This is a genomic window from Nocardia pseudovaccinii (assembly GCF_050942345.1).
Taxonomy (GTDB): domain Bacteria; phylum Actinomycetota; class Actinomycetes; order Mycobacteriales; family Mycobacteriaceae; genus Nocardia; species Nocardia pseudovaccinii.
In genome coordinates, this window is record NZ_CP192074.1 from 3,443,343 (window position 1) to 3,467,294 (window position 23,952).

20 protein-coding genes are annotated in these 23,952 nt (G+C 66.8%); 11 read left to right on the forward strand and 9 right to left on the reverse strand.

Annotation, left to right across the window (positions count from 1 at the left end; genetic code table 11):
* Window positions 1-200: 200 nt before the first annotated feature.
* The 5 genes from pgi to ACQPZ2_RS15405 all read right to left on the reverse strand — a co-directional run bounded on the left by pgi (window position 201) and on the right by ACQPZ2_RS15405 (window position 5,568).
* The gene (pgi, locus tag ACQPZ2_RS15385; protein ID WP_433526168.1) at window positions 201-1,793 is read right to left on the reverse strand and encodes a glucose-6-phosphate isomerase; all 1,593 of its coding nucleotides are present in this window, start codon (window positions 1,791-1,793) and stop codon (window positions 201-203) included.
* Window positions 1,790-2,389 carry a cysteine hydrolase family protein gene (locus ACQPZ2_RS15390; protein WP_433526169.1) on the reverse strand — a complete coding sequence of 200 codons (600 nt, stop codon included), beginning with the start codon at window positions 2,387-2,389 and terminating at the stop codon, window positions 1,790-1,792. Before ACQPZ2_RS15390 ends, pgi begins: the two co-directional genes overlap by 4 nt.
* Before the next feature lie 79 nt (window positions 2,390-2,468).
* Entirely contained in the window at window positions 2,469-3,215 is a 747-nt protein-coding gene (locus ACQPZ2_RS15395) for an SDR family NAD(P)-dependent oxidoreductase (RefSeq protein WP_433526170.1), read from the reverse strand.
* Window positions 3,212-4,531, reverse strand: coding sequence for an acyl-CoA dehydrogenase family protein (locus tag ACQPZ2_RS15400; protein WP_433526171.1), 1,320 nt, complete (start codon window positions 4,529-4,531; stop codon window positions 3,212-3,214). The genes ACQPZ2_RS15395 and ACQPZ2_RS15400 overlap by 4 nt, the downstream gene beginning before the upstream one ends.
* Window positions 4,532-4,548: 17 nt before the next feature.
* Entirely contained in the window at window positions 4,549-5,568 is a 1,020-nt protein-coding gene (locus ACQPZ2_RS15405) for a phosphotransferase family protein (RefSeq protein ID WP_433526172.1), read from the reverse strand.
* A gap of 84 nt (window positions 5,569-5,652) precedes the next feature.
* On the opposite strand from ACQPZ2_RS15405, the gene ACQPZ2_RS15410 reads away from it, so the two are divergent.
* From ACQPZ2_RS15410 to ACQPZ2_RS15440, 7 genes are all read left to right on the forward strand, one after another.
* Complete coding sequence (locus ACQPZ2_RS15410; RefSeq protein ID WP_433526173.1) at window positions 5,653-6,312, forward strand: TetR/AcrR family transcriptional regulator; 660 nt, start codon at window positions 5,653-5,655, stop codon at window positions 6,310-6,312.
* A 76-nt stretch (window positions 6,313-6,388) separates the two neighbouring features.
* Window positions 6,389-7,621: a CaiB/BaiF CoA transferase family protein gene (locus ACQPZ2_RS15415; protein WP_433526174.1), complete on the forward strand. Its 1,233-nt coding sequence runs from the start codon at window positions 6,389-6,391 to the stop codon at window positions 7,619-7,621.
* Between the two features lie 336 nt (window positions 7,622-7,957).
* Complete coding sequence (locus ACQPZ2_RS15420; protein WP_433526175.1) at window positions 7,958-9,157, forward strand: cytochrome P450; 1,200 nt, start codon at window positions 7,958-7,960, stop codon at window positions 9,155-9,157.
* 5 nt (window positions 9,158-9,162) lie between these two features.
* The gene (locus tag ACQPZ2_RS15425; protein WP_433526176.1) at window positions 9,163-9,645 is read left to right on the forward strand and encodes a VOC family protein; all 483 of its coding nucleotides are present in this window, start codon (window positions 9,163-9,165) and stop codon (window positions 9,643-9,645) included.
* Window positions 9,645-10,760 (forward strand): acyl-CoA dehydrogenase family protein, encoded by a 1,116-nt coding sequence (locus ACQPZ2_RS15430; RefSeq protein WP_433526177.1) that lies wholly within the window; start codon window positions 9,645-9,647, stop codon window positions 10,758-10,760. Before ACQPZ2_RS15425 ends, ACQPZ2_RS15430 begins: the two co-directional genes overlap by 1 nt.
* A 461-nt stretch (window positions 10,761-11,221) precedes the next feature.
* Window positions 11,222-12,718 carry a class I adenylate-forming enzyme family protein gene (locus ACQPZ2_RS15435; protein WP_433526178.1) on the forward strand — a complete coding sequence of 499 codons (1,497 nt, stop codon included), beginning with the start codon at window positions 11,222-11,224 and terminating at the stop codon, window positions 12,716-12,718.
* A gap of 22 nt (window positions 12,719-12,740) precedes the next feature.
* Window positions 12,741-13,994, forward strand: coding sequence for an FAS1-like dehydratase domain-containing protein (locus ACQPZ2_RS15440; RefSeq protein ID WP_433526179.1), 1,254 nt, complete (start codon window positions 12,741-12,743; stop codon window positions 13,992-13,994).
* Between the two features lie 96 nt (window positions 13,995-14,090).
* Here the strand turns inward: ACQPZ2_RS15440 and ACQPZ2_RS15445 are convergent, their stop codons facing one another.
* Window positions 14,091-15,590, reverse strand: a complete 1,500-nt coding sequence (locus tag ACQPZ2_RS15445) for an FCD domain-containing protein (protein WP_063039258.1) — start codon at window positions 15,588-15,590, stop codon at window positions 14,091-14,093.
* Window positions 15,591-15,722: 132 nt separating this feature from the next.
* Entirely contained in the window at window positions 15,723-16,514 is a 792-nt protein-coding gene (locus ACQPZ2_RS15450) for an SDR family NAD(P)-dependent oxidoreductase (protein ID WP_433526180.1), read from the reverse strand.
* Window positions 16,515-16,663: 149 nt separating this feature from the next.
* On the opposite strand from ACQPZ2_RS15450, the gene ACQPZ2_RS15455 reads away from it, so the two are divergent.
* Window positions 16,664-17,863, forward strand: coding sequence for an acyl-CoA dehydrogenase family protein (locus tag ACQPZ2_RS15455; RefSeq protein ID WP_433526181.1), 1,200 nt, complete (start codon window positions 16,664-16,666; stop codon window positions 17,861-17,863).
* A complete protein-coding gene (locus ACQPZ2_RS15460) occupies window positions 17,860-19,398 on the forward strand; it encodes an AMP-binding protein (protein WP_433526182.1) in 1,539 nt (512 codons plus the stop codon). Before ACQPZ2_RS15455 ends, ACQPZ2_RS15460 begins: the two co-directional genes overlap by 4 nt.
* A gap of 31 nt (window positions 19,399-19,429) precedes the next feature.
* On the opposite strand, the gene ACQPZ2_RS15465 is transcribed toward ACQPZ2_RS15460, so the two are convergent.
* Window positions 19,430-19,801 (reverse strand): DoxX family protein, encoded by a 372-nt coding sequence (locus tag ACQPZ2_RS15465; protein WP_433526183.1) that lies wholly within the window; start codon window positions 19,799-19,801, stop codon window positions 19,430-19,432.
* A gap of 109 nt (window positions 19,802-19,910) precedes the next feature.
* Between ACQPZ2_RS15465 and ACQPZ2_RS15470 the strand changes: the two genes are divergently transcribed.
* Window positions 19,911-20,546 (forward strand): TetR/AcrR family transcriptional regulator, encoded by a 636-nt coding sequence (locus ACQPZ2_RS15470; RefSeq protein ID WP_433526184.1) that lies wholly within the window; start codon window positions 19,911-19,913, stop codon window positions 20,544-20,546.
* Window positions 20,547-20,774: 228 nt separating this feature from the next.
* Window positions 20,775-22,295, forward strand: a complete 1,521-nt coding sequence (locus tag ACQPZ2_RS15475) for an acyl-CoA synthetase (protein WP_433526185.1) — start codon at window positions 20,775-20,777, stop codon at window positions 22,293-22,295.
* A gap of 3 nt (window positions 22,296-22,298) precedes the next feature.
* On the opposite strand, the gene ACQPZ2_RS15480 is transcribed toward ACQPZ2_RS15475, so the two are convergent.
* A complete protein-coding gene (locus ACQPZ2_RS15480) occupies window positions 22,299-23,951 on the reverse strand; it encodes a thiolase C-terminal domain-containing protein (protein WP_433526186.1) in 1,653 nt (550 codons plus the stop codon).
* Window position 23,952 lies beyond the last annotated feature (1 nt).

The window sequence follows — 23,952 nt, forward strand, 5'->3', positions numbered from 1 at the left end:
GGTGATGCGCACCATCGGAACGTCGATTCGAATGGCATCGCGGCTGCCGCGTTCGCACTGCGAGTCGGTGCCCCGAAACATTATCGGCGACAGCGCATTCCGTGTCGCGATGGCATCTGCCAGCGCCGCCCTCGCCGTGATACCGTCGGCTCTGCGACGGACGCAGCGGCGATCGCTGCCGGCACGGGTGGATCCGTCGACTACTTTCGAGCGTGCCGGTACCGATTGACGAGCGCCGTGGTCGAGCTGTCGTGTGCACCCGACTGATCCGTGGTGAGCTCGACGTAAATCTTTGTGGCGAGGACCTTTCCGAGTTCGACGCCCCATTGATCGAAGGAATTGATGCCCCAGATCCAGCCCTGGGTGAAGATCTTGTGCTCATAGACAGCGATGAGTTGGCCGAGCGTGTACGGCGTCAGGTGGCGTAGCAGAAGGGTGTTGCTCGGCCGGTTTCCCGGGAAGTCACGATGGCCTTGCAGTGGACCCGCGTCATCGACACTGCCGAAGGCCAGGGCTTCGGTCTGTGCGAACAGGTTGGCCATGAGCAGGTCGTGGTGCTCGGTCAGATCGTGCCGCGGGTGCAGCACTCCGATGAAGTCCGCGGGCACGGTCGTCGTGCCCTGGTGCAGTAGTTGATAGAAGGCGTGCTGGCCGTTGGTACCCGGTTCGCCCCATACGATCGGCGCGGTGTCGTAGCCGAGCGGAAGGCCTTGGCGGTCGACGGATTTGCCGTTGCTCTCCATATCGAGCTGTTGCAGGTAGGCGGGCAGTCGAGACAGCCGCTGATCATAGGGGAGAACGGCGTGGGTATGGGCGTGCCAGAAGTTGCGGTACCAGATCCCGATGAGCCCGAGCAGGATCGGAATGTTCTGTCGCGGTGGGGCGGTGCGGAAGTGCTCATCGATCGAATGCGCTCCGGCGAGCATGCCGCGGAAGTTGTCCGGGCCGATGGCGAGCATGAGCGATAGACCGATCGCCGAATGCAGCGAATACCGGCCGCCGACCCAGTCCCAGAACTCGAACATATTGGCCGGGTCGATACCGAACGCGGCGACCTCACGGGCATTGGTCGATACCGCGACGAAATGCCGGGCGATAGCGGTCGGGTCGTCGAACGCGGCCAGTAGCCATTCGCGGGCCGTGCGGGCATTGGTCAGGGTCTCGATCGTGGTGAAGGTTTTCGACGACACCACGAACAGGGTGGTGGCCGGATCGAGGTGGTGCAGGGTGCGGGTGATGTCGTGGCCGTCGATATTGGCGACGAACCGGATATCCAATGTCTCGGAGGCGAATTCGCGCAAGGCCTGGTAGGCCATGGCGGGCCCGAGATCGGACCCGCCGATGCCGATATTGACCACCGCGCGGATCGGCGCACCGGTCGCACCGCGCCACTGCCCGGAGCGCACCCGCTTGGCGAATGCGCTCATCCGGTCCAGCACGGTCCGTACGTCGGTGACGACATTGCGTCCGCCGACCTCGATGCTGCGCGCGGCGGGTGCGCGCAGCGCGGTGTGCAGTGCGGGACGCGATTCGGTGGTGTTGATCGGCTCGCCGGTGAACATGGCGCGGATACCGGTCCCGAGTTCGCGCTCATCGGCCAATTCGACAAGCAGGTCGAGGGTTTCGGCGGTGAGCAGGTTCTTGGAGTAGTCCAATACCAGGCCACTGTGCTCGATGGTCATCGCCGGTCCGCGGCCGGGCTCCTGATCGAACAGATCGCGCAGCCGGATTTCGCGCAGGTTGTGCTCATGCGTCCGGAGTTTGGTCCAGGCCGCGGTCTCGGCGAGGTTCATGCGTTGATCGTCGACCTGTCCAATAGGGCGAGTATCTCGTCGGTGGTACCGGTTTCCGCGATTTTGGGGAACACCTTGCGCAGCGCGTAGTCGTGATCTTCCTGATCCAGATCGGTTACCGCATCGGTGGCGATGGTGACGTTGAAGCCGTATTCGTGCGCACCGCGCGCGGTCGATTCGACGCCCATGCTGGTGGCGATCCCGGTCACGACGACCTGGGTGACCTCGCGCTCGCGCAGCCACCCCGCGAGCGTGGGATCGTGGAACGCGCCCCAGACCCGTTTGACCACGGTGTGGTCACCCGGTCGCGGCCCCAACTCGGACAGCAGCGCGACGGCCTCGGCCGCCGAACTCGCGGCCGCCGAGCTGGACTGTCCGCCCGCCGCGCGAGCACGGCTCGCCTCGGTGCGACCGGGCGCGACACCGGCCGCCGTCACGATCACGACCGGGAGGTTGCGTTCCCGGAACGCGTCGGCCAGCCGGATCGACTGCTCGACAATCGACTTCGCGGAGTGCACGGTCGGCAGCGCTACCACCGCATCCTGCAGGTCGACGACGACCAGCGCGGTGTGCGCATCTATTTCGGTCAATGGCATGAGATCGCCTTTCGGTCCAAGATCGACATTATTCTCCACTGAGAATGCCAATTGCGCTTTTCGGCAATCGGGCCAGCCCTCAGTACAACCCGCCGTCCACCCGGATCAGTGCGTCGGTGGTGTAGCTGGAGGCGTCGCTGGCGAGGTACAGCGCGGTGCTGATGATCTCCTCCGGCTTACCCGGCCTGCCGAGCGCACTGCGGGTGATGTGTCGCTTCTCCTCCGCCCAGGCTTTGGAGATATCGGTGAGGAACGGCCCCGCCGAGATGGTGTTGACCCGCACCTTCGGCCCGTACTCCTGAGCGAAGACGGTGGTCAGCACATTCAGGGCGGCCTTCGCTCCGGCGTAAGGGCCGAATCGTGGTTGCGGCAGCAGTGCCCCCGAGGAGGAGATATTGATGATCGAGCCGCCGTCGCCGTCGGCCATCCGCCGCCCGATCAGCGCCGCGAGCCGGAACGGGCCCTTGAAATTGACCCCGATCACCTTGTCGAACAGCTCTTCGCTGGTCTCCTCCGAAGACGGTGCCAGCGGCGACATACCCGCATTGTTGACCAGGATGTCGACCTTGCCGAACTCCTCGTAGGCCGCGTCGGTGAGTCGGCCGAGGTCGTCCCAGTGGCCGACGTGCGCGGCGAACGGCAGGGCACGCCTGCCCAGTTCGCGAACCTCCTTGGCGGCGACCTCACAGGCGTCGAGCTTGCGGCTGGTGATCACCACGTCCGCGCCCGCGGCGGCGAAGGCGCGCACCATTTCCAGGCCGAGGCCCCGGCTGCCGCCGGTGACCAGCGCGACCTTGCCGGTCAGATCGAAAAGCTGCGCCGTCATGCGTTCACCCCGCCGCTGAGGCTGTCGTCATTGATGATGTGCGCGTAGCGCTTTCGCGCATCCTCGAGCTTCGGCGGAATGTGCTCGCTGGGGAACAGGCCCTCGGCGGGCCGGTATTTCTTCAACATCTGCTTGGCGACCGTGGTGCGGTGCACCTCGGTCGGGCCATCGGCCAAGGCGAGATTCGGGGCGGCCATCCACCACTTCGCCAGTGGCAGTTCATTGGTGGTGCCGAGCGAGCCGTGCAAGTGCAGCGCGCGCTGGATGATGTCGTGCAGCACCTTGGCCATGGCGACCTTGCACATCGCGATCTGCGTGCGGGCGGCGCCGTGCGGCTGGGTGTCGATGATCCAGGCGGTGTTGAGCACCAGCAATCGGTACTGCTGCAATTCGATCCAGGAGTCCGCGATGAACTGCTGGACGGCTTGCTTATCGGCGAGCAGGGTGCCTTGGGTGCGGCGGGAGATCGCGCGCTCGCACATCATGTCGAAGGCACGGGTGCATTTGCCAACGGTGCGCATGGCGTGGTGGACGCGGCCGCCGCCGAGGCGGGCCTGGGCGACCTTGAAACCCTCGCCGGGTGCGCCGAGCATGGCGTCGAGCGGGACCCGGACCTGGTGGTAGCGGATGTAGCCGTGGATGCCCTCGTCGAGGGAGTCGCGTTCGTCCATGGTGCCGACATTGCGCTTGATCTCGATGCCGGGCGTCTCGGCGGGCACGATCAGCATCGACATCCGGGCGTGCGGCGGCGCGTCCGGATCGGTGACGGCCATGACGATGAGGAACGACGCGTACCGGGCGTTGGAGGAGAACCACTTCTCACCGTCGATCACCCATTCGTCCCCGTCGCGCCATGCGCGGCAGACGAACTCTTTCGGATCGGCGCCCGCCTGCGGTTCGGTCATCGAGAAGGTGGAGACGATCTCGCCGTCGAGCAGTGGCTGCAGGTAGCGGGCCTTCTGCTCCTCGGTGCCGAACATGGCCAGGATCTCCGCATTGCCGGTGTCGGGTGCGGCGGTGCCGAAAACCGTTGGCGCCCAATAGGACCGGCCGAGGATCTCGTTGAGGTAGGCGAGCTTGACCTGACCGTAGCCCGGCCCGCCCAATTCGGGCCCGAGGTGACAGGCCCACAGGCCCTGCGCCCGGACCTGCTCCTGCAACGGCCGCAGGATCGCACGGGCCTTCTCGTTACCGGTGTCGTACGGGTCGCCGCCGTGCGGGAACAGCAGGTCGAGCGGCTCGACCTCCTTGCGCACGAACTCCGCGGCCCAGTCCAGCTTGGCCTGGAACTCGGGTTCGATCGTGAAATCCAGCATCGGTCCTCCGAAAGGGATCAGTGGGTGAGATAGGTGCGGGCGGCCATGAGCAACGGCGGGATGCCCTGGCGCATCCGTTCCACCCGCTCGGTGACCTGGCCGCGGCGCTCGGCGTTCTTGACCAGCAGCGCGGATGCGGCGGCCTGTTTGTAGCGGACCAGGGCGTCGAACCAGCCGAGATCCGCGACCGGTGCGCCGCTCGCTGTCTCGTATACGGCGAGCAGTTCGTCGGGTTCGAGCGTCGGGGTGGCGGGCGCGACGGCCGTCGGATGCGCGGGATCGGACATCAGTCGCAGCCACGCCAGGTCCAGGCGCGGATCGCCGACCGACCAGATCTCCCAGTCGATCACCGCCCGGATCTCGGTTCCGACGCACTGCATATTGCCCAGCCGCCAGTCGCCGTGCAGGAGCGCGGGGGGCAGCGGTTTCGGAATCGCCGCAGTGAGCAGAGCCCGGCACTTGAGTTCGTCGAGCTCGGCGTCCGGTTCGAGGGCACAGGTGGCGAATGCCCGCTGCCACCGCTCGACCTCGGCGCCGAGGGTGACCGCTGGTTCATCGATGCCCAACTCGGCGGGACCGACGGTGTGCAGGGCCGCCAGCATGCGGGCGGCCGCCGCGGCCCGTGCGCGCACCTCGTTCGGAGCGGGACGACGTTCGAGCGCGATATGGCGGGGTTCGTAACCTTCGCCGTCCGCGAAGGACATGACGAACAGCGGCGGGATCTCCGGCGGTGCGCCGACGTCGGAACCGAGCACCTTCGGCACGGCCACATCGGGTACCTCGGCGAGTGCGGTTAGTGCGCGGGCTTGGCGCAGTACATCCCGGTTCCGGACGGGCTCGAGGCCCGGCGGGGCGACCTTGACCACGACGCGAACCCGCTCGTCGGTCACCGCCGAATAGGTGAGGCTGGAGGTGCCGCCGGTCAGCTGCGTCAGGTCGTGCAGTGGACGGCCGATCGCCGCGGCCGCGCGATGCGCGATATCGGCGGGATCGGCAATGCCGACCGTCGGTCCTACCACCTGTGACCCGTCGGCCATACCCACTCCGTTCGACAGAACGCCATACCACCGTGCAAGAAATTGATTCTGGTGAATCGGTATTCGAACAGTACACTCTTTTACATGACGAGTCCACACGTCGAGGACGACCCGGTCGGTGGTGAATCCCTGGTGGCCCGCGCGGTGCGGCGGCGTACGGGGGATCGGTACGCGATTGCGCGGGACGAAGTGCGCCGCCTGCTCGACGCGGGCATGGAACTGATGCGCGACGATCCGAACGGGAATCCGCGAATCGTCGAGATCGTCCGCCGGGCAAGGGTTTCCAACGACGCCTTCTACCGGGCATTCCGGAGCAAGGACGATCTCATGGCCGCGATCGCCGACGACGGTGCCCGGCGGTTGCTCGGCCATATCCGTCGCCGCTGCGCGCGGCACACCGACCCGGTCGACCAGGTCAGGGCCTGTGTTCAGGTGGTTTTCAAGCAGGCGGCCGATCCCGAGGTGGCCGCGACGACCCGCGCGGTGCTGCGGAATACCTCCCGCGACGGCCGGTCGGCCTTCGGGGGCGTCGAGCTGCGCCGCCGGATCGCCGAACTGCTCGCGGTGCCGCTCGGTGCGGGTGGGAGCCCCGATCCGGACCGTGACGCCATGGTCGCCGCCTGTGCGATCTTCGCCGTGATGGAGCAATTCCTGTGGGCCGAACAGGTGCCGACGGCCGCGGATGTCGAGCATCTCGTGGCCTGGATCGTGCCACCGAAACCAGGGCTGACCGATGCGATCTGACCCTGCACAACCTTGTGGTGTCCGTTGAATAGCGGATACTCTTCTTCAAATACCGACGCTAAGAGGAGCTGGTTCGATGCACAAACCGATGCAGGGCGTGCGCGTACTCGAGGTCGCGCAATTCACCTTCGTCCCGGCGGCGGGCGCGGTGCTCGCGGACTGGGGCGCCGACGTGATCAAGATCGAGCACGCGGAACGCGGTGATGCCCAGCGCGGACTGGTCCGGGTGCTCGGTTACGAGGCGAACAGCGCCGGGTCGTCGTTCTTCCCGATCATGGAGGGGCCGAACCGAGGCAAACGCAGTGTCGGTCTCGCACTGGAGAAGCCGTCGGCGCGCCGGGTGCTGGAGGAGTTGATCCGCAGCAGCGACGTATTCCTCACGAACTTCCTGCCGGAGGCGCGAGCGAAACTGCGAATCGATCTCGAGGACGTGCGCGCGATCAATCCGGACATCATCTACGTGCGGGGCAGCGGCTTCGGTGTGCGCGGCGCCGAGGCGACCAAGGGCGGCTACGACAGCACGGCATTCTGGGCGCGCGGCGGCAGCGCGGCCGGGGTGACCCCGCCCGGCGCCGACCGGATGACCCGGATGCCCGCGGGTGCCTACGGCGATTCGATCGGTGGCATGACCATTGCCGGTGGTATCGCGGCTGCGCTCTACTCGCGAAAAATGACGGGGGAGCCGTCGGTGGTGGACGTCTCGCTGCTCGGCGTCGGCGCCTGGGCCACGCAGTTCACGGTCAATCTGGCATTGATGAACGGTGGTCCGCTGCCGGTCAATCCGCCGCCGCGGCACGGTTCGGCCACGAATCCGCTCATCGGGGCGTACCGCACCTCGGACCAGCGGTGGCTCGAATTGTCGATGCTGCAGCCCGGTCGCTACTGGCCCGAGTTCTGCAGGCTGGCCGGTCGCGAGGAATTGGCCGCGGACGAACGCTTCGACAACACCGAGAAGCTGATGGCCAATGCGGCGCAGGCCGCCGAGCTCGTCGCCGAGATCATCGCGGCGCGTCCGTTCGCCGAGTGGGTCGAGATCCTCGGCAGCGGCGAGGGGCAGTGGGCGGCGGTGCAGAACGCGTGGGAGGTCGGTCAGGATCCGTCGCTGCGTGCCAACGATCTGATCGCCTCGGTCGTCGATGCCGACGGCGTCGACCGTGAACTGGTCGCCAACCCGGTCCAGTTCGACGAGACGCCGGTAACTCTCACGCGGGCACCGCAATTCGCCGAACACACCGACGAGGTCCTGCTCGAGATCGGTCTCACCGAGGAGGAGCTGATCGCGCTGAAGATCGACGGCGCGGCCACCTGATCGCTGGCATGCGGAAGGAAAGTGTCCTCTTTCAAGCCGAACGTCCATCCCATGGGATGGCGCCCCGACCCGCATTCGGCATCAAATAGGCTGCTAATTGCGAGTTGTTCCAGAGAGTGACGAGCAAGATTTCGTCGCCCGTAGGCAAAAGAGGTTACGAAATAAGGGCTGGCCGGTATATTGGACCAGCACGACGAGTCGAGGCATGCCAGGTCATGGCGTGCGCATGACGTACTACGAGGCTGCGACGCGGCACGGGTGCGGCCGCAACGCCCACCGGCCCGCGGAGACGCGAATACAGCGCCCAGCGCGGCGGCCTTCCAGAGAGGATCAGCGATGAGCATTGCGCTCGAGCCCGAGGGCACCTATGAGGGTGTCCCCGCGTATCACTTCGACAACCGGCTCGGCGGTCCGGTCCTGAGTCATCAGCTGCGATGGGATGAAATCGCCCGCACCCATTCCGGATTCCGCAGCACCATCGCGCGCGGGTACTGGGTCGTCACGGACGGCCGGGCGGTGCAGGAGGCGCTGCAGGACTGGCGAACCTTCTCGAATACCTCGGTGACCGCGCTCGAGCCGAATCCCCGCTTCCTGTGGATTCCGGAGATGCTCGATCCGCCCGTGCACACGAAATGGCGGCGACTGCTCGGCAACGACTTCTCCCCGAAGACCATCGCCGCCCGCGAGGAGGAGATCCGGCAGGTCGCGATCGAGCTGATCGATCAGCTGAAGGACAGCGGCAGTGCCGATATCCTGGACGAATTCGCCCGCAGGTTCCCGACCATCATCTTCATGCGGCTGGTCGGCCTGCCCGAGGCGGATCTGCCCATCTTCCTGGACTGGGTGCACGAGATGCTGCATCTGCCCTATGACGAGGATCCGGAGGGAATCCGACAGCTCGCCGCGATGCGGGCCGTTTCGGACTACTTCGACGAGCAGATCGCACTGCGGCGCGAGACCCCGCGCGACGATCTGCTCTCGCGTGCACTGGATTACGAGATCGATGGCGAACCGATCAGCGATGCGGATATGCACGCATTCTGCATTCTGCTGTTCCAGGCGGGCTTCGATACGGTCCCGATCTCCATCGGATGGGCCCTCTATCACTTCGCAACCCATCCGGAGCAGCGCGAAGCGATCATCGCCGACCCGTCGCTGATCGCGACGAGCGTCGAGGAGATCCTGCGCGTCTACTCGTTCGTGGTACCCGCGCGGAAAGCTATGCAGGACACCGAGATCGGCGGCTGCCCGGTCAAGGCGGGCGAGATGGTGATGCTGCCGCTGGCGGTCACCAATCGCGATCCCGAGCGGTTCGAGAATCCGCTGGAAGTGGATCTGCACCGCACCGCGACCAACCACATCGCCTTCGGCTCCGGCCCACACCGTTGCCTCGGCTCGCATCTGGCGCGCCTGGAGCTGAACGTCGCGGTCGAGGAGTGGCACAAGCGGATTCCGGAGTATCGGATCGTGGACGGACAGGAGCTGTCGCAGCACGGCAACATGTACGGCATCCGGTCGCTGCGATTGGAGTGGTGACCGCCATGACGAATTCCCCTGTGACACAAATACTTCGGGCTGAGGATCTCTACCACACCGGGATCGTGGTGCCGGATATCGAGGAATGGAAAGCACGGATGACCGAGCTCGCGGGTTACCGGTGGACCGCGACTCAAACCGCCGAAGTGCCGGTCCGGCTGGCCGACGGCGAGCGGGTGATGCAGCTGACCTTCACGCATTCCCTCGACGCCCCGCACATCGAACTGGTGCAGGAGATTCCGGGAACACCGTGGACGGCGGCGCCGCCGCACGTCGCGACGCACCATCTGGGCTACTTCTGCGATGACGTCGCGACCACATCGAAGCGGTTGGCGGCGGCGGGTTTCGCCCTGGAGGCCTGCGCGGTGGTCGACGGCGAGCCGTCGATCTTCGCCTATCACCTGTCGCCTTCGGGTGTACGGCTCGAGATCGTGGACCGGTCGCGGATGCCGGATTTCGACGTCTACCTGCGCTCGAAGCTGCAGTGATGGCTTTCTCTTTCACAGCGGAGCAGGAAGAACTCCGCGCTACCGTGCGCCGGTTCCTTGCGGAGAAATCGCCGAGTGCGGCGGTGCGGCACTGGATGGAAACCGAACCGGGCCACGATCCAGCGGTGTGGCAGCAGATGGCCGAGCAACTCGGCCTGCACGGCCTGGCGCTGCCGGAGGAGTACGGCGGTTCCGGCGGCGGACCCGTCGAACTGGGCATCGTGCTAGAGGAGATGGGGCGAGCGCTGCTGCCGTCGCCGTATTTCGGGACGGTCGCACTCGCCGGTCAGGCGCTCGCCACTTGCGGTGACGAGGCGGCCAAGGCGCGCTGGCTGCCCGCGCTCGCCGACGGGTCGCTCACCGCGACACTGGCGCTGGCCGAGGAGAGCGGCTCGTGGCGGCTCGCGGACGTCACCACCGTGGCGACGCGGGTGGGCGAGGCATGGACCCTGTCCGGCACCAAAATGTTCGTCGTCGACGGCGAGACCGCCGACCTGCTGCTGGTGGCGGCGAAGGGCGAGGCCGGAGTCGGACTGTTCGCCGTGGACGGAACCGCGGCCGGGGTGACCAGAACCCGGTTGGAGACGCTCGATCCGACCCGTCGGCTGGCCAGAATCGACCTGAACGACGCTGTGGCGCAACGGATCAGCCCACCTGCTGATGCGTCGGCGTACCTGCAGGGCGTGCTCGATCTCGCGGTCGTCGCGCTGGCCGCCGAGCAGGTCGGCGTGGCGCAGGCATGTCTGGACGCCGCGGTCGAATACGCCAAGATCCGGGTTCAGTTCGACCGGCCGATCGGCTCGTTCCAGGCCGTCAAACACAAGTGCGCGGACATGCTGCTCGAGGTCGAGGCCGCACGCTCGGCCGCCTACCATGCCGCGACCGTGGCGGCCGCCGGTTCGACCGAGCTGCCGACGGCCGCGGCGTTGGCGGCGGCGTACTGCTCGCGGGTCGGCACCCATGCGGCCAAGGAGAACATCCAGATTCACGGCGGCATCGGATACACCTGGGAGCATGATGCGCACCTGTATCTGAAGCGTGCGAAGTCGTCCGAGCAGCTGTTCGGCGGCCCCGCTTCGCATCGCGCGCGGCTGGCCGACCTCGTCGGAATCTGAGCGGTCCGGGCCGGGGACGTCGACGGCGTTCGCCCGGCCTGGAATCCGCACTGCGCCAGGTCTTCTCGTAGCGACTGCAGGTAGATCATCGGTGCTTTGATCGATAGCCTGTCATATCGGTGCCCTGAAATAGATCGCTGAGCGATAGCGCGTTGGTGCAGCGCATCAGTCTGCCACTTGCGTCACTATGCATGAACGATGCTTGAATCATGTGGCAGAGGGGAATTCTGTAGCCGACATCTGCACGTCGCACAGCGGATGTGATCTATCAGGCTCCCCAGTTGTCTATTCGATCCAATAAATCAGTGTACTCTTATCTCGACGGTGAGCTCGTGGACTCGATCTCCGCGCACACGGAGTGGTCCGAGCAACGCACCCGATGCGGCGTTATCGCACGGAGTCGAACACCGTGACCAACGTTCTCGCCGAGCAGGTGCTCGGCCTTCCGAAAGGCTGATCACATGGGAATTCGCGACCGACTGTCCCTGTTGCTCGCCGAGGCGCCCGTCGATGCCGAGGCCATCGAGCACGAGGAGCGCTGGTGGACCTGGGGCATGGTCCAGGAGACGGCGCGGGCGGTGAACGGTGCGCTCGATGCCGCGGGTCTGCATGCCGACGCGCGCGTGGGCGTGGTGCTGGAGAACCGGCCCGAACACGTCGCGGTGGTCGCCGCCGTGATCGCCTCCGGGCGCTGTGTAGTGATGCTCAGCCCGCTGCAGCCCGCGGCCCGGCTCGCTGCCGATATCGCCCGCTGCGAGCTTCCGATCGTCATCGCCGGGTCGGAGGCGCTGGCCCGTGCGGGCGTACTCGCCGCGGTGACCGCGCACGGTCTCGCCGTGGAACTCGGTACCGACGGTGCACTGCGTCCGGCGGGTGGCGCCGCCGCATTCGACGCGCCGACCAATCCGGGTGTTGCCGTCGAAATGCTCACCTCCGGCACGACCGGTCCGCCGAAGCGGGTGCACCTACGGGTCGGACAGCTCGACCACGCCCTTGTCTCGGGCGGGCAGACGCCGAAGCCGGGACGGCTGCTGACGCGGTCGGCGGCACTCGTATCCGCGCCGTTGGTGCATATCGGCGGACTGTGGCGGGCGCTTGCCTGCCTGGCCACCGGGCGTCGCATGATCCTGATGTCCAAATTCGCCCTGGAGCCGTGGCTGCGCGCGGTGGAACGCCACGAACTGCGAGCGGTGAGCTTGGTGCCCGCGGCCCTGCGCACCGTGCTGGAGGCGGATGTGCCGAAGGAGAGGTTGGCGAGCCTGCAGGTGGTTACCTCCGGCACCGCGCCGTGCCCGCCCGAACTCGCCGACGCGTTCTTTCAGAAATACGGTCTGCGCGTCCTGATGACCTATGGCGCAACGGAATTCGCCGGTGCGGTCGCCGGTTGGACGCTGCCGATGCACGAGCAGTGGTGGGATCGCAAGGTCGGCAGTACCGGGCGCGCCCTGGACGGCGTCGAGCTCCGGGTGACCGACGAGAACGGTGCCGAACTGCCGACCGGGAAGACCGGACGGCTCGAGGTCCGCACCGAGCAGACCGCGCAGGGTGGCACGGTGTGGGTGCGCACCAGCGATCTGGCGAGGATCGACGCGGACGGCTTCTTGTGGATCGAGGGCCGCGCCGATGACGCCATCATTCGCGGCGGCTTCAAGGTGCAGCCGGAGACGGTTCAGCGCGTGCTCGAAGCGCACGACGCGGTGCGGGAGGCGGCGGTCGCCGGTCTGCCCGATCCGCGCCTCGGCGCGGTGCCGGTGGCGGCGGTCGAAGTCGAACCCGGACGCACGCCCCCCGCCGTTGCCGAACTGGTCGCGCTCTGCCGTACTCAGCTGATGCCCTACGAAGTGCCCGCGCACATCCTCGTGCTCGACGCATTGCCGCGCACACCGTCGAGCAAGGTGAGCCGCGTGGAGCTACTGGACATCGTGCGAGCCCGGCTCGCCGAACGCACGACGGCCTGACCGCAAAGATCGAGGAGGATCTGTGACGAGCACCGAGGACAAGCCCGCCGAACAGTTCGGCGTGCTGACCGACCAGGCGATCGAGCGGTCCCGCCGCCGTCTCGGCATACCGAATCCGCAGCGCAACCCGCCGCACAACTACCAGGTGACCTGGGATGGCGTGCGCCACTTCGCATTCGGCTACGGCGACGACAATCCGCTGTACTGCGATCCGGACTACGCGGCGCGGACCCGCTGGGGTTCCCTGATCGCGCCGCCCACCTTCCTCTACACAATGGGCGAGGATGCCGCACCGAAGCCCGACGCCGAAACCAAGGCGCTGCTCAAGGGCGACCCCTTCGCCGGGCTCGGCTCCTATCAGGCGGTAATGGAATTCGAGTGGTGGCAGCCGCTGCGCCTCGGTGACCGCAGCCGCGTGCTGCAGACTCAGGTCGGCGTGCAGCCCAAGCGCAGCAGCTTCGGCGGACGCACCGCGCACGTCACCCAGGATTACCTGTACACCAACGGATCCGGCGAGATGCACGCCGTGCGGCGCGGCACCTGGATCAATGCCGAGCGGCACACCTCCAGTAAGCGGGCAAAAGAGAAACTGGAGCAAACCCCTTATACGCCAGCACAACTCGCCGAGATCGACGCGGCGTACGCGGCCGAGACCAGGCGCGGCGCGGAACCGCGCTACTGGGAGGACGTGGCGGTCGGCGAGGTGCTGCAGCCCAAGGTGAAAGGGCCGCTGACCACCACCGATGTGGTCGTCTGGCATCTGGGCTGGGGTATGCAGCTCACCCCGCCGGGCGCGTTCAAGATCGCCGCGAATATCCGGCGTAAAGCTCCGGGCCTGTATCCGGCCAACGGATTGAACATTCCGGATACCGTGCAGCGCCTGCACTGGGAACCCGCGCGGGCGCAGGAACTCGGGCTGCCGAACTCCTACGACTACGGCGGCATGCGCGAGACCTGGCTGTGCCATCTGCTCACCGACTGGGTCGGCGACGACGGCTGGCTGTGGAAACTGCGCTGCGAGCACCGCAAATTCAATTACATCGGTGACACCACCTGGGTGCGCGGCACGGTCGTCGACAAGCGACAGGTGGACGGGCGCAACGAGATTCACCTCGAGGTGCGCTGCGAGAACCAGCGGGGTGAGATCACCACACCCGGTACCGCCGTCGTACTGTTGCCGACCCGGGACGGCGTCGTCGAACTGCCCGCACCACCCGCCCCGGATCTGGACGGCATGGTGGCCCACGAACTGGCCCGGTTCAGCGTCAGCGGCTGATCCGGACCCGGCGGCCGGGACGCGGACCACGCCAGCGGTCGGCGTCCCGGTCGTCGAAACTTCAGTGGCGCTGCGGAATTCGGTCCGGCGGGAGGGTCAGTGCCACCAAGGGGCGAGTGCGTCGAGGTGGCGGCGCATCCGGTGCCTGGCGATTCCGGCATCGCCCTGGACGATCGCGTCGAGGATGAGCTGGTGCACGTGCTCGACCTCCTCGGCGGCGGTGTCACCGGGCAGCGGCTGATCGTGTCCGGCCGCGTGGCGGCGGAAAAGTTCGGTGATGATCGACAGGAACAGCGAAAGCACCGGATTGCCTGCCAAATCGGCCAATTCGGTGTGGAAGAGGTCGGCCTTGCGCGGGTCGTCGGCCGGACCCTCGGTCGGCCACCGGACCGCCGCCGCGAGGCGTTGCGCCACTTCGTTGTCGCCGTCGGCGTAGCGGGCGGTCACCCGGGCGACGATGCCGAGTTCGATGGCATTGCGGACGATTCGCAGATCGTCGGCGGTGACGCCCTCGTATTCCAGGAACAGCGCCATCGTGTCGATACTGGCCTGCGGTTCGGGTTCGGTGACGACCAGCCCGCCGCCCGGTCCGCGGCGCATCTGGGCGACCGCGTGGTATTCGAGCAGGCGGACGGCCTCGCGCAGCACCGCCCGGCTGATCCCGTAGCGGGCGAGCATATCGGTCTCCGAGCCGAGCACCATGCCGACCTGCCAGCCGCGCGCGGCGATATCGTCGTGGATCCTGGCGGCGACCACCTCGGCCAGCTTTGCCCGCGGCCCCTCGACCATTTCGGGCTCGATCACATTGCCCGCGACCCGCGGCCCGCGACGCACCCGGTGCTTTTCGATCCATGCCGCCACCGACTCCAGATGTGCGGTCAGATCCGTTTGCGCCCGCGCGCCGTCGCCATCGATGACGGCATCGATGATGGCCCGATGCGCGATGCGCGAGGTCTCCTTGGAGCTGAGAATCTCGGCCTTCGAGAGCCTACGCGAGGTGTTCGCATATCGTGCGGTGAGGCGGGTCAGCACGTCGATGAACAAGTGCAGCACCGGATTTCCGGATAATTCACCCAGCATCGGGTGCAGCGGATCCTGCGACTGAACCCCGGGTTCGTCGGCGTGCCTGGCCTCGTATTCGAGGGCGGTGCGCAGGGTATCGATACCCTCCTCGGTGATCCGCTCGGCGGCCAGACCCGCGGCGATCGGCTCGAGCAAGAGCCGGGCCTGCAGCAGATCCGACACACTCGTGCCGACGTACTCGAGGTAGATCACCATGGCGCGCGTGGCCGGGCCCGCATCGGGAGCGCACACGAACAGGCCGCCATTGGGACCGCGCCGCATCTTGGCGACCTGGTGATGTTCGACCAGCCGCACCGCCTCGCGCAGCACCGCGCGGCTGACCCCGAAGCGCTCGCGCAGATCCACCTCGGATCCCAGGGACTCGCCGACCGGCCAGCCGCGGCGCATCACATCCGCCTCGATACGATGGGCGATCTGGGCCGCGAGCTTGCCGACCGGTGCGTCGGTCTCGACGGTGGTGAGGTCGGAGTCCTGCTCGCTGTCGGCGGGCTCGACGTCGACGGCAGTCACTATGGGCCAACTCCTCAATGCGGGCTTTGCGGATCCTCAGTCTACTGGCCGGTTGGCCAAAAGTGCGTGCGACGTGCGGGGGAAAGTGGTGAGTGACGAGATTAGGGCCACTGTTTGTCACTCACTCACCGGGCGTCAAGCGCCCAGCATCTGCAATCCTCCGCTGACCGCGATCAACTGGCCGGTCATATAGCGCGATCCCGGACCGGCCAGGAATACCATGACGGGCCCGAGGTCCGCGTACGGGTCACCGAGTTCGCCACGCAGCGGGATGGTCTCCCGTAGGCGTTCGGCGAACGCGGCCGAAGCCGCCGGGCCGAGATGCTCGCGAAACCGTTCGGTGCCTGGTGTCTCGACCGCTGGTGCGAGTGCGTTCACCGTGACGTCGAACCTTCCCCACGCCGCGGCCGCGGATCTCGTCCATGCCTGCACACCGGCCTTCGCGGCCGCGTAGTGCGGCGCGAGCGGATTTCCGCGAATCGCCTCGCCCGAACCGAGATTGATGATTCGCCCGCCGGTGTCGCGCATACGCTCGAACGCCGCCTGGTTGGTGACGATCGTGGTCCGGAGATTGGCGTCGAGGACGAAATCGAACTCGTCGTCGGTCAGCGTCTCCGGGGTGCTTGGCTGCCAGACGCCCGCGGCGTTCAGGAGGATGTCGAGTCCGCCGAGGATCGCGGTTGCCGATTCGAAGGCGGCGGCGACGGAAGCGCGGTCGCGGGCATCGCAGGACAACCAATCGCAGCGCCCCTTCAACTCGTCCGGCGGCGGCGTGTGATGGAAGAGGCCGACGACACTGGCGCCGGCGTCCAGGAATGCGGCAACGGCCGCGGCGCCGAGTCCGGTGGCCGCACCGGTCACCACGGCGCGACGGCCGGTGAGTGGGCGGCCCGCCGATACCTGCTCGGGCTCGAGGGGCGTACTCATCGCGGATCCTTTCATTTGATAAGGAGTATACTCTTTTGAGTGTTAGATCAAGATGTATCGCGGAGAATGGCGCGAATCCTTGGTTGAACAGTGGGTTAGAGTGGCCCCATCGCGAGGTCGTGGTGCCCGACGATGAGGAGTAGATAGCGATGCAGCTGGAGTCCACGCCGGAACTCGAGGCGTTCCGGAAGAAGGTGCGGGCATTCGTCGCCGAGCACGCGCCGGGAATCAAGACCCACACCGGTGTGCGCGCGCCCGAGCCCGAACTGATGCCCGCGATCCGCGAGTGGACCGCGAAGCTGTTCGACGCAGGCTTCCTCGGCATCAACTGGCCCGCCGAATACGGTGGGCGGCCCGACGCGCATCCGCTCGAACCGTTCATCGTCGTCGAAGAGATCACCCGCGCCCGCACCTGGCAGCCCATCGGTGCGGCCGCGCTCGCCTCGGCCGCGGTGATCGACTTCGGCACCGACGAGCAGCGGGCGCGCTTCCTGCCTCGCATCCGCACCTGCGAAGACGTGTGGTGCCAGCTGTTCAGTGAGCCGGGTGCGGGCAGCGACCTGGCGGCCTTGCAGACGCGGGCGCGGCTCGAGGGCGAAGGCGATGACGCGGTATTCGTCATCGACGGCCAGAAGGTCTGGACCACCAACGGGCAGCACGCCGATATGGGATATCTGCTCGCGCGCACCGACCGCGATGCGCCGAAACACAAGGGCATCACGGCATTTGCGCTCGATATGCGCACCCCGGGCGTCGATATCAGGCCGCTGCGCGAGATCACCGGGACCACCGACTTCAACGAGGTATTCCTCGACGGTGTCCGGATTCCGGTCGCGAATGTGATCGGTCGGGTGGACGACGGCTGGCGGGTGGCGATGAGCAGCCTCGGACACGAGCGCTCCGGCGTGGCCGCGCGCGGGGTGGAGTTGTTCGCCGCGCTCGACGATCTGTTGCGGCTGGCCGGTGCGACATCGGTCGGCGGCAGGCCCGCGCTGGAGGATTCCGCCACGCGGCAGGTGATCGGTGAGCTCGCCACGCGGGTGTATGTCAACGCGGCAATGGTCGGCCTCGCCCAGTCCCGGATGCTGCACCACACCGAACAGCCCGCCGACGCGCCGATCGGGAAGATCTTCTTCAGCGAACTCAATTACGACCTGGTCGAATTCGGGATGCGGCTGCAGGGCACGGACGGGCTGCTGACCGAGGCCGATCAGGATGCGGTGGCGGCGGGCTGGTGGCAGGACGCGCACCTGTATTCGCGCGCCTACACGATCGCCGGTGGTGCGAACGAGATCCTGCGGACTCAGGTCGCGGAGCGGGGGCTGGGACTACCCCGGGAATCCCGGTGACAACCGGCGAGATCCGGACGCTGATTTCGGAGATCGAGCGCGGCGCAGCCGAGCACGGGGGAGCGCCGGTGGTTTTCGCCGGAACCGAGCGGACGGTTTCGGCGACGCTCGGTGAGTTGGTGTCCGACGCGACGCGGGTGGCGGGTGCGCTGCAGGGGCTCGGGGTGGGGCCGGGCGATGTCGTCGCCGTGCGGCTGCCGAACTGGTACGAGGGCGCGGTCGCGCAGACCGCCGTGGCGTTGTGCGGCGCGGTGCTGCTTCCGATCGTATTGAGCTACGGCCCGAGGGAACTCGGCTTCATGCTCCGGCGGTCCGGGGCGCGCGTACTCGTGGTGCCCGGTGTCGGTCGCGGTCACGACCATGCGGCAATGATCGCGAGCCTCGGCGATCTTCCTGAGCTACGTGTTGTCGTGGTGGATGAGCGAGGCCCGGCGAGGATGATTCCGTTCGGCGATCTCACCGACCACCGCTACCTGCGGCCCAAGGTTCGCCCATCGGATCGTGCGTTACTCGTCTACACATCGGGGACTACGGCTGATCCGAAAGGCGTACAACATTCGCACGCGTCACTACTGGCCGAGCTGGATTCCCAACTGAAACTGCGCGAAAGTGCGCACGCGGCAAGGCATCTGGCGTTGTTCCCCTCCGGACACGTCGCCGGACTGCTCGGGCTGCTGCGCATCCTGATCCACGGCGACGAGACCGTTGTACTCGACGCCTGGCAGGCCGCTCGGGCCGCCGCGCTGGTCGACGAATACGGCCTGACATCCGGTGTCGGCGCGCCGATATACCTGGCCGGATTGCTGGACGAACGCGACCGCGGCACCGCCTCCCTCGCGACATTGCGCGAGTTCCTCGTCGGCGCCGCCGGGGTAGCGCCCGCGCTCATCAACCGTGCCGATCGCGCCGGTATCGCCGCATTCCGCTCCTACGGCTCCAGCGAGCATCCGACCATCAGTTCGGGGCGACCGTCTGATCCGCTGCTCGAGCGGGCCAACACCGACGGCCGCGTGACCCATGGCAACCAGGTGCGCATCGTGGACGACAACGGCATGGATGTGCCGGAGGGTGAGATCGTCACCAAGGGTGGCGAGCTGTTCCTCGGCTATACCGACCCGGAACTGGACGCCGCGGCGTTTCTGCCGGGCGGCTGGTTTCGCACCGGCGATATCGGCCGCCTCGACGCCGACGGCTGTCTGACGATCACCGACCGCAAGAAGGACATCATCGTTCGCGGCGGGGAGAACATCTCCGCGAAGGAGGTCGAGGACGTCCTCGCGCAGCACCCCGCGGTGGCCGAGGCGGCCGCGGTGGGCTTGCCCGATGAGCGCTACGGCGAGCGCGTCTGTGCCGTGGTCGTGCTGCGCGCGGACTGCGCGCTGGATCTCGACGAAATCGGAAGGCACTTCGCCCGAACCGGTTCGGCACGGCAGAAGACGCCCGAGCGGCTCGTCATCGTCGACGAACTGCCCCGAACGTCCGCGGGCAAGGTGCAGAAGTTCGTGCTGCGCGAGCGGATGCGCGGCCAGCGGTAGCCGCCCATCCGTCCGCGATCAGCTGGCTGCGTCAGAACGAGTAGGGGCCGAACCGGCCCCACGCGATCACGGCGGCAAGTACGAACAGCACAACGCTGGGCGCGATTTCGCCCCATTCGCTGCGGCGTGCGTGTGTCAGAGCAGCGCCGATCATGATGATCGCGACGCCGACCGCGGCGATCGGGGTGAGCACCGGGACGATTCCGGTGAGCGCGGGCAGTACGAGGCCGAGTCCGCCCACCACCTCGATCGCGCCGATCGCCTTCACCTGCTGGTCGGTGAAGCTTTCGACCCAGGACATTTTGGCGGCGAGTTTTTCGCGCGGCTGGGCGAGTTTCGTAGCGCCGGCGGCCACCAAGACCACGGCCAACAGGCTCTGGAGGATCCAGAGGAAGACGTTCATCGAGAACTCCTAGTCAATCGCTCGACCGGAGGGCGGTGAGCGGGCGAACACGAACAGAATCGAAAACGGACTTTACCCCGCTTTCATTCCCGGCGGTAACTTGGAACTCGTGGAACCGACCGCGCTACACCTTGGCCTGCCGCGTAACGAACGCGGCGATGCCGCACGTAATCGACGACATCTGCTGGATGTGGCTCGCCAGTTGGTCGACGAACGCGGCGTCGAAAAGGTCACCATGGACGGACTGGCCGAACGTGCCGGACTCGGCAAGGGCACGGTGTTCCGCCGATTCCGGACCAGGGCGGGCATCTTCCACGCTCTGATGGACGAGGACGAAAAAGCCTTCCAGCAGTCGGTACTGTCGGGCCCGCCACCACTGGGCCCGGGTGCCGACCCGATCCAGCGATTGATCGCCTTCGGCCGAGCTCGCCTGGATTTCCTGTTCGACCACATCGCGATCGCCCGCGCAGCCCTGGACACCAACCAGCCGATCCCCGTCGGTGCGGCCACCATCTCCCAATTCCACATCCGCATGCTGCTGAACCGGGCGCACGTCGATTTCCCCGGCACCGACACCCTCGCCGTTCAGCTGACCGCGGCCCTGGAAGCCCCGGTCCTGCTCTACCTGCACACCACGACCGCAGCGGATACCGCTGACGCGCGACAGCAATTAGCTGATGGTTGGCAGCGCCTGGTGGAACGAATTGCTACTCCGAATCCCGTGGACAACAAGGTGATTCGATAGCCGACCCGGCGCGTGCGGTCGGCTATACCTGCCGCGTGGGCGCTCCGCCTTTCAACGACCCGTTCCCGCATGTCAGGAGATTGTCGCCGGATGAACTGACGAATCCTGACTGTCCTCGACCAAGGTGTTGATACGGGATACTCTAATTTCGACATGGGCTATGACCGCGACGACTACGTGACGCAAAGCTGGACCGGGACAACGGAATCGAACCATCAGGAGCGAGCGATGCAGCTCACAACACTGGCGGCGGAGCTGGCGGACAAGCCCGCGATCATCATGGGTGGTTCGGGTGACACACTCACCTACCGCGAGCTCGAGGCGAGGTCGAACCGGATCGCGCGGATGCTGCGGGCGCGGGGGTTGCGCACGGGTGACCACATTGCGTTGTTGTTCGACAACACGATCGACATGTTCCCGATCGTGTTCGCCGCTCAGCGGTCGGGCCTGTTCTACACGCCGGTGAATTGGCATCTGTCCGAGTCCGAGGCGATCTACATCGTCGAGAACTGCGAAGCCCGCGTACTGTTTTCCGCGCCTGCCCTGGAGGATTCGGCCGCGGCAATCGGCCGTACCCTGCCCGGCATCGAGCGGATCGTCACCAGCGATGTTTCCGGGGTGGAAAGCCTCGACGACGCAATCGCGGGCTGTTCGACCGATCCGATCGAGGACGAGTCCGAGGGTTACTACATGTTCTACTCGTCCGGCACGACCGGCCGACCGAAGGGGATTCTGCCCGAGATCTCCGGTCTGCCGTTCGGCGCGGGACTGCCGATCGACCACCGGATGGCAGCCGCCTTCGGCTTCGACCGCGACACCGTCTATCTCAGTCCCGGCCCGCTCTATCACGCCGCGCCGCTCGCCTGGACCATCGGCACGATTCGCAATGGCGGAACAGCCGTGGTGATGGAGAAATTCGATGCCGAACAAGCATTGCGATTGATCGAACTGCATGGCGTAACCCACGGCCAGTTCGTGCCGACCATGTTCGTGCGCATGCTCAAACTCCCCGAGGTGGTGCGGGCGCGCTACGACGTATCCGGTCTGCGCGCCGTCGTACACTCCGCCGCCCAGTGCCCGGTCGAGGTGAAAGAGCAGATGATCGACTGGTTCGGCCCGAAGCTGGTGGAGTTCTACGGCGGCACCGAGGGCACCGGATTCTGCATGATCGACACCCCGACCTGGCTGACCCACAAGGGCTCGGTGGGCAAACCGCTGCGCGGCATCCCGCACATCTGCGACGACGAAGGCAACGAACTGAAGCCGGGCGAAATCGGAACCATCTGGTTCGGTGAGGCCGGGCAATTCTCCTACCACCGTGACCCCGACAAGACGGCCAGTGCATACAACGACAAAGGCTGGAACACCCTCGGCGACCTGGGCTACGTCGACGAGGAGGGCTACATCTACCTATCGGGCCGCCGCACCGACCTGATCCTCTCCGGCGGAGTCAACATCTACCCCCGAGAAATCGAGGACACTCTGACACTGCACCCCGCAGTCGACGATGTAGCCGTAATCGGCATCCCTGACCCGGAATTCGGCCAACGCGTGCACGCCGTCATCCAGCCCGCCGCCCCAGCCACCCCAGGCCCAGACCTCGCCGCAGCACTGATCGCCTACTGCCGCGAACACCTCGGCCACTACAAATGCCCGAAATCGGTCTCCTTCGAAGCGGTGCCCCGCCTGCCCAGCGGCAAGATCCTGCGGCGCGAACTGATGAAAGCCTACGAGGAGTCCCAGCTCTGACTGCTATGCCCTCTTCAAAAGCATTGCGCCGGAAGGGACGCCGCCGCCTGCGGTGACCACCGCAAGCTGAGCGTCATCGACCTGACGCCCATGCGCATCCCCACGCAATTGCAGCATTGCCTCGCGGACGAAGCCGTAGCCGTGTAGGCGACCCGCTGAGAGTTGTCCGCCGTGCGGGTTGAGGGGGAGGGGGCCGTCGAGGGTGATGGTTTTGCCGCCTGCGATGAAATCTGTTGCCTCGCCGGGGCCGCAGAAGCCGAGACCCTCGATCCAGGACAGGGCGTTGAAGGTGAAGCCGTCGTAGAGAAGGGCGAGGTCTACGTCGGCGGGGGCGAGATCGGTGCGGGTCCAGAGGTGGGCCGATGGGCCGCGGGACTGCGGGGTGTGGGTCAGGGTGTCCTGGTCCCAGCTGAGCCGTTCCAGGATCGCGGTGCCGACGGCCTCGACCAGCACCGGTGGGTGCGGGCGGTCATCGGCGGTCTCGATGGCCGAGACCACGACGGCGATCGCGCCGTCGCACGGCACATCGCAGTCGTAGAGCCCGAAGGGGGTGGTCACCATGCGGGCGTTGAAGTAGTCGTCGATGGTGAGCGGGTCGCGGTAGAGGGCTTCCGGGTTGCGGACCGCGCCCGCGCGTGCGGTGACCGCGATGGCACCGAGCGCTTCGCGCCCGACGCCGTAGCGGTGCATGTAGTGCGAGGCATTGCAGCCGATCCACTGTGCGGCGGACATGGCACCGAAGGGAGCCCGGAACTCCATCATTCCGTTCGCGCGGCCACCGTCGGGATGCCATTCGCCGGACCGCAGCAGCGCGCTGTGCGACGCCTCCCAGACCGTGCGGAAGCACAGCACATGTCGGCACAGCCCGGCCGCGACCGCGAGCATGGCGGCGGTAATCGAGCCGATCTGCCCCGGCACCTCGCGTGCACCGTTGACCCAGGTCGGAGTCAGCTGGAGCGCCTCGGTGAGAGCTGTGATGCCGCCTTCGCTCAAACCGCCGGGGACCGCTCCCGGATAGGTGGACAGCCCGTCGATCTCGCTCAGGTCGAGCCCGGCGTCCGCCACCGCGGCCAGGCAGGCGTCGACGGTCAGCGAGATCGGGTCGACCATGAGCCGTCGGCCCACCTGCGACTGCCCGACCCCGGTGAGTGCCACCTTGTCCTCGTACTTGCGCGGGGAAGCCATGGGCCGCAGCGCATTTCGGACCTCGCGCGGCTCAGGTAACGGCCCGGGCCCCTCGGTCTCCGGGTCCGGCTCGAACAGGGGAAGGTACAGATCATCGACCTGTTCGAAGCGCACCCGCACCCGCATCCCGACGCGCACATCGTCCGGCTCACATCCGACGATATTGGTGGTCAGTCGCGCCCGATCGTCCTCGGCGAGCGCAACCACCGCCACTACGTACGGCGGCGGGAACTTCGGCAACCACGCCTGATGGTTCACGCTGAACCCGACGACCACGGCTTTCCCGGAAGTCGGCGCGAGCGACACCGCCCGCCCGCGGCAGGACGGGCACACCGGCATCGGCGGATGGAAGAACCGCCCGCAGTCGGCGCAGTGCGAAATCCTGAGCACGCCGTCGGCACCGGATCGCCAGAACTCGGCGCTCGCGAGTGTCGGTTGCGGAAGCGGGCGATCCGGGGCGGACGACGTCATG

Bases quoted from the DNA above. Each gene is read 5' to 3' on its own strand.
- pgi (WP_433526168.1), bottom strand. From the start codon at position 1,793: ATGAACCTCGCCGAGACCGCGGCCTGGACCAAACTCCGGACGCATGAG.
- ACQPZ2_RS15390 (WP_433526169.1), bottom strand. From the start codon at position 2,389: ATGCCATTGACCGAAATAGATGCGCACACCGCGCTGGTCGTCGTCGAC.
- ACQPZ2_RS15395 (WP_433526170.1), bottom strand. From the start codon at position 3,215: ATGACGGCGCAGCTTTTCGATCTGACCGGCAAGGTCGCGCTGGTCACC.
- ACQPZ2_RS15400 (WP_433526171.1), bottom strand. From the start codon at position 4,531: ATGCTGGATTTCACGATCGAACCCGAGTTCCAGGCCAAGCTGGACTGG.
- ACQPZ2_RS15405 (WP_433526172.1), bottom strand. From the start codon at position 5,568: ATGGCCGACGGGTCACAGGTGGTAGGACCGACGGTCGGCATTGCCGAT.
- ACQPZ2_RS15410 (WP_433526173.1), top strand. From the start codon at position 5,653: ATGACGAGTCCACACGTCGAGGACGACCCGGTCGGTGGTGAATCCCTG.
- ACQPZ2_RS15415 (WP_433526174.1), top strand. From the start codon at position 6,389: ATGCACAAACCGATGCAGGGCGTGCGCGTACTCGAGGTCGCGCAATTC.
- ACQPZ2_RS15420 (WP_433526175.1), top strand. From the start codon at position 7,958: ATGAGCATTGCGCTCGAGCCCGAGGGCACCTATGAGGGTGTCCCCGCG.
- ACQPZ2_RS15425 (WP_433526176.1), top strand. From the start codon at position 9,163: ATGACGAATTCCCCTGTGACACAAATACTTCGGGCTGAGGATCTCTAC.
- ACQPZ2_RS15430 (WP_433526177.1), top strand. From the start codon at position 9,645: ATGGCTTTCTCTTTCACAGCGGAGCAGGAAGAACTCCGCGCTACCGTG.
- ACQPZ2_RS15435 (WP_433526178.1), top strand. From the start codon at position 11,222: ATGGGAATTCGCGACCGACTGTCCCTGTTGCTCGCCGAGGCGCCCGTC.
- ACQPZ2_RS15450 (WP_433526180.1), bottom strand. From the start codon at position 16,514: ATGAGTACGCCCCTCGAGCCCGAGCAGGTATCGGCGGGCCGCCCACTC.
- ACQPZ2_RS15455 (WP_433526181.1), top strand. From the start codon at position 16,664: ATGCAGCTGGAGTCCACGCCGGAACTCGAGGCGTTCCGGAAGAAGGTG.
- ACQPZ2_RS15465 (WP_433526183.1), bottom strand. From the start codon at position 19,801: ATGAACGTCTTCCTCTGGATCCTCCAGAGCCTGTTGGCCGTGGTCTTG.
- ACQPZ2_RS15475 (WP_433526185.1), top strand. From the start codon at position 20,775: ATGCAGCTCACAACACTGGCGGCGGAGCTGGCGGACAAGCCCGCGATC.
- ACQPZ2_RS15480 (WP_433526186.1), bottom strand. From the start codon at position 23,951: ATGACGTCGTCCGCCCCGGATCGCCCGCTTCCGCAACCGACACTCGCG.